The organism is Paenarthrobacter sp. CM16 (assembly GCF_013179505.1).
Lineage (GTDB): Bacteria > Actinomycetota > Actinomycetes > Actinomycetales > Micrococcaceae > Arthrobacter.
Genome location: NZ_JABMCX010000337.1, coordinates 1 through 4,615, shown reverse-complemented (window position 1 = coordinate 4,615; position 4,615 = coordinate 1). Strand labels below are relative to the sequence as shown.

Annotated in this window: 5 protein-coding genes and 1 pseudogene; 3 read left to right on the top strand and 3 right to left on the bottom strand. The window is 62.9% G+C overall.

Features of this window, described 5'->3' with window-relative positions; translation table 11 throughout:
• Positions 1-235: prephenate dehydratase domain-containing protein (locus tag HP499_RS21095; RefSeq protein WP_305849756.1), on the bottom strand; the 235-nt coding region annotated here is incomplete at its 3' end.
• 110 nt (positions 236-345) lie between these two features.
• On the opposite strand from HP499_RS21095, the gene HP499_RS21090 reads away from it, so the two are divergent.
• Positions 346-858 carry a hypothetical protein gene (locus tag HP499_RS21090; RefSeq protein ID WP_172326075.1) on the top strand — a complete coding sequence of 171 codons (513 nt, stop codon included), beginning with the start codon at positions 346-348 and terminating at the stop codon, positions 856-858.
• Positions 859-925: 67 nt separating this feature from the next.
• Here HP499_RS21090 and HP499_RS21085 read toward each other — a convergent pair whose 3' ends face one another.
• The gene (locus tag HP499_RS21085; protein ID WP_172326076.1) at positions 926-2,338 is read right to left on the bottom strand and encodes an aldehyde dehydrogenase family protein; all 1,413 of its coding nucleotides are present in this window, start codon (positions 2,336-2,338) and stop codon (positions 926-928) included.
• A gap of 161 nt (positions 2,339-2,499) precedes the next feature.
• On the opposite strand from HP499_RS21085, the gene HP499_RS21080 reads away from it, so the two are divergent.
• Positions 2,500-3,153, top strand: a complete 654-nt coding sequence (locus HP499_RS21080) for a LysE family transporter (RefSeq protein WP_172326074.1) — start codon at positions 2,500-2,502, stop codon at positions 3,151-3,153.
• Here the strand turns inward: HP499_RS21080 and HP499_RS21075 are convergent.
• Positions 3,150-3,740, bottom strand: a complete 591-nt coding sequence (locus HP499_RS21075; protein ID WP_172326073.1) for a TetR/AcrR family transcriptional regulator — start codon at positions 3,738-3,740, stop codon at positions 3,150-3,152. The two genes, HP499_RS21080 and HP499_RS21075, sit on opposite strands and share 4 nt — an antisense overlap.
• Before the next feature lie 122 nt (positions 3,741-3,862).
• Here HP499_RS21075 and HP499_RS21070 point away from each other — a divergent pair.
• A pseudogene (locus tag HP499_RS21070) lies at positions 3,863-4,615 on the top strand (histamine oxidase); the annotation flags it as partial.

Here is a 4,615-nt window from a genome sequence, read left to right as displayed (position 1 = left end):
ACTCGCCAACGATCTGGAGTTTGGACTGGGGGAGGAGGACGTGGATATCGGCTACGCGTCCGGCAATGGAGTTCTCAATCGGGATCATGGCCAGATCCACTTCGCCTGTGGATACTCGCTCAAAGGCATCCTCAAAGCTCGCGCACGGCACGCTTTCGAGCTCGGGGAACATCTCCTTGCACGCGAGATCCGAATTGGCTCCGGGCTCACCTTGGTACGCAATCTTCTGGGCCATGATGCTCATGCTTACACGCTGGGCGCCCGGCTTCCCAACCGCGTCCACCCTGTGACTGGACAAGCGCGTGCCACCGGCCCTAGGTTCGCAGCAAGGATTGGGGGCCGCTGATGTCGGGTGCAACAACGTTCCAAGGGGACAGGGCGCAGCAGATCAACGAGCAGAGGGTTGCAAGGTTTGCGGGCACGATCATCGGCGTATTCACATTTCTGTGGGCATTCCTGATTTCAGGACTGATGGGCGGGAACGTCCTGGCAACAGTGCCGTGGCAGGTCGCATCACACGCGTTGAGCCTCATCTCAGCGCTCATCATCTATCTCTACTGCCTAAGATTTGCTCACCGGACGAGTGCCTCCGGGCTGCTCTGTTTCGCAGCCGTAGCGTTCTTCTTCGCCGACGTCGCATTGGGCTTTCAATACAGCCCGTTCTTCGGAATTGCCCTCATCGCTTGGGCGGCCAGTGCCCGCCGCCCCTTCCTTGCCGGAACGGGGGTGTTGGCTCTGGGGGCCGCCATTTTCGCCAGATTCGACCATGAGCTCGGCGTCGTCGTCGTAGGTGCATGCGGCGCGATCATCGTTGCGATCGCAGCCTGGCCAAAATGGAGCACTGGAAAGCAAAAGTAGGTGACAGATAACGTCGCTATGAGGGCTCATTGCGACGTTATCTGTCACCTGGTTGGGTAAGTGCGGCTTAGCCGTTGATAACCTGCGGGACACCAAGCGCCTTGAGGCCCTCGGCCCCGAACTCCAGGCCATAGCCGGACTGCTTCGCACCACCGAACGGGACCCGCGGGTCCACGGCGCCATGCTTGTTGATCCACACGGTGCCGGCCTGGATCCGCGACGCCACTTCGCGTGCGGCGTTCACGTCGGAGGACCAGACTGAGGCGCCGAGTCCGACGTCGAGCGCGTTTGCCTTGGCGACTGCCTCGTCAACGGTGCTGTACTTGATGATCGGCAAGGCAGGGCCGAACTGTTCCTCGGCAACCAACGGGTTGTCGTTGTCGATGTCGGCCACCAAAGTGGTGGGGTAGAAGTTGCCGGGAGCATCGGCGTCGGGGTTTCCGCCCAAAAGGACCCGGGCGCCCGACTCGCGGGCGGCTTCAACCAAGCGGGCAACGATGTCGTACTGCTGGCGGTTCTGCAGGGGACCGAGGACGTTGTTCTCGTCCAAACCGTTGCCCATGGGCATCGCGGCGGCCACGGCAACAAGTTCTGAACAGACGGCCTCGTACTGGGATTCGTGCACGTAGAGGCGCTTCAGCGCAGCGCAGGTCTGGCCGGTGTTGATGAACGCGCCCCAGAACAGGCCCTCGGCAATGGCCTTGGGATCGGAATCGGGCAGGACGATCCCGGCGTCGTTGCCACCGAGTTCCAGCGTGAGCCTTTTGACGGTGTCGGCCGAGGACCTGATGATGGCTTTGCCTGTGGCGGTGGAGCCGGTGAACATGACCTTGCCGATCACCGGATGCTCCGCAAGGCGGGCTCCGACGTCGCGACCACCGGAGACGACCGAGAGAAGGCCTTCCGGCAGTTCCTGGTTGATGATCGAGGCCAAGGCCAGCACGGAGAGCGGTGTGTATTCGGAGGGCTTGACCACCACTGCATTGCCCATACGAAGGGTCGGCGCGATCTGCCACACGGTGATCATCATGGGCCAGTTCCACGGGCCAATGGCACCCACGACGCCGATGGGCCGGTAGTGCAGTTGGGCGTGGGTTTCGCCGTCGTCCACCACGGTTTCAGGATCAAGCGGCGTGGCCGCAGTGGCGCGAAGCCAGGCAGCACATGCGCCAACTTCGAAGCGCGCGTTGGGGCCATTTAGCGGCTTGCCCTGTTCGCGGGACAGGAGTTGGGCAAGTTCTTCAGCGGAACGTTCCACGGCGTCGGCGGCCTTCATGAGGGCAGCGGACCGGGCGTCGTGGCCCAAGGAAGCCCAGGCGGGTTGGGCGGCAGCGGCGGCCGAAATGGCTGCTTCGAGGTCATCGACTGTGTGAACAGGTGCTTCGCCGACAGCCTCGCCCGTTGCCGGGTCAAGGATCGTGCGGCTGTTCTGTCCTGGGGCTGGGGTGATCGAGGCCAGCAGGGCGTCGTAAGTCTCCATTGGTACTCCGCTCGGGTAGTAAGTCTTGGCGGCCGTTGAGGCGCGCGGCGATGTTTCCAGTGTGGCCGGGGTCACGCGCGGGGGCCTTGTCTATGCACGAACGTCCCTTGACGGGAAGCGAACGCTTTCCGTTGAGCGCCCCGTGCCTGATAATCGAGCTTGTGACCCTTGCATCCCTCGCAGCCTTCGCTGGCCTCTGCCTGGTCTTGTCCGTGACGCCTGGACCGGATACGTTCCTTGTTCTGCGTATTGCGTTGAACCGTCCCAGTGCGGGCATTGCGGCTGCGGCGGGGTCCGCGGCAGGCGCAATCATGTGGGCGGCGCTGGTGGGTGTGGGACTGGCTGCCATTCTGGAGCAGTCCGCCGAACTGTTCCGCTGGGTCAAGATTGCCGGCGGACTCTATTTGCTGTACTTGGGTGTCTCGTCATTCATTAAGTCCCGGAAGGCCGCAAAAGCAGCCAAAGCCACCGCGGCCGGAGACGGCGCGGAGAACACCCCGCTCCCGTACAGCCGGCTGTCCGCTCTCGGAGCCGGAGCTTTGTCGACGCTGCTCAACCCCAAAGTTGGGCTGTTCTACCTGGCCGTTGTTCCGCAATTCATCCCCCACGGTGGCGACACCATGGGCACCTCGCTCATTTTGGGCGTGGTGGTAGCCGTCATCGCCTTCGCCTATCTGTCGATGATCGCCGTCGTCGCGTTCAAGGCGATGAGGTGGCTCAAGCGTCCCAAGGTGAGCACCGTCGTCGAGCGCGTCAGCAGCGGCGTGATCGCCGGACTGGGCGTCGGCGTGGTGGCGTCCGGCGCCACCAGCTAACCTGCCAGCAGCGCCAGGTAGCTATCCAACTGCCCTGCCAGGTCCTGCGAGAAATGCTCGGCGGGGGACAATGCCACCACGATCTGCGCACCGAGCATCATGTTCAGCAGGTGGTCGGCGACGGCGGCGTCCGCGATGGGGGCGTTCATCTCCCCTGCCGTGCGGGCTGCTGCGCAATGATCGGTGATGGTGGTGTGCCATTGGCTCATGGACTCGCTGTGAAGTGCGGCCATGTCCGGGTCGTTGAGCGCCTTCTGCCAGAACGGAATAACGATCCGGGCTTCGTTGACGCGTTCCTCATCCAGTGGCAGGACTTCGGCGCAGAACCCGCGGAGAGCTGCGACACCTGAGAGCCCTTCCGTCATGGTGGCGATGCGCTGATTCGTCCGGTTGAACACGTGCGCGAATGCCGAGGTCAAGAGCAGGTCTTTGGTGGGGAAGTAGGGCTTGAGGGCGCCGTTGGCGAAGCCTGCTTCCTCTGCGATTTCCCGCATGGTGGCCCCCTCCATGCCCAGCCGCGCGATGATCCGCCAGGTTGCGTCCACCAGTTCGAGGCGTCGTTGATCGTGGTCCACAATCTTTGGCACTGGCAGGGCTCCCGTAAAAATAATGGCGGACAGGTCTTGTGACCCATCTTACGTTTTGGTTATTCTCTACACCTATAGAAAATAAATCCTGACCCATCATAGGTCCCGGACAAGAGGCAGCCATGACGCCCACAGCAACTGACACAGCAACCGCGGAAGCACAGTACTCACTGGCAACAGGCGCCGAGATCTCCCAGGTGCAGGGGATCCTGCAGGCCGCCGGCCACCTGGGAGCCGGGAAGCGCATCGCGTACCTCGGGCTGGTGGATCCCTCCCGTGGCCAGTCCGGGCAGGACCGCCGCTTCCGCGTCTTCATCCACGACATCTCCGGCGGAGCTCCGCGCGATGTCCTCGTCTCCGTAACCAGCGGCGAGATCCTCACCGCCATCGAGCTGGATACCAAAGTCTCCGGCGAACTCCCCGTCCTGGAAGAGGAATTCGAGGTAGTCGAGACACTCCTCGCCACTGACGAACGGTGGCTCGCCGCGCTCGCGTCCCGGGATCTGGAGGTGGCTAAAGTTCGCGTCGCGCCCCTGTCCGCCGGAGTCTTTGAGTACGACGACGAGAAGGGTCGCCGCATCCTGCGCGGCCTCGCCTTCGTCCAGAATTTCCCGGAAGACAGCGCATGGGCCCACCCCGTGGATGGCTTGGTAGCTTACGTGGACGTGGTCAACAAGGAAGTCACCCAGGTCATTGACCTTGGCGTCATGCCCATCCCTGCAGAGCACGGAAACTACACGGACCCCGAGCTCACCGGCCCCCTTCGCGAAACCCAGAAGCCCATCAGCATCACCCAGCCGGAAGGCCCAAGCTTCACTGTCACCGGCGGGAACCACGTTGAGTGGGAAAAGTGGAGCGTGGACGTCGGCTTCGAT

Bases quoted from the DNA above. Each gene is read 5' to 3' on its own strand.
- HP499_RS21090 (WP_172326075.1), top strand. From the start codon at position 346: ATGTCGGGTGCAACAACGTTCCAAGGGGACAGGGCGCAGCAGATCAAC.
- HP499_RS21085 (WP_172326076.1), bottom strand. From the start codon at position 2,338: ATGGAGACTTACGACGCCCTGCTGGCCTCGATCACCCCAGCCCCAGGA.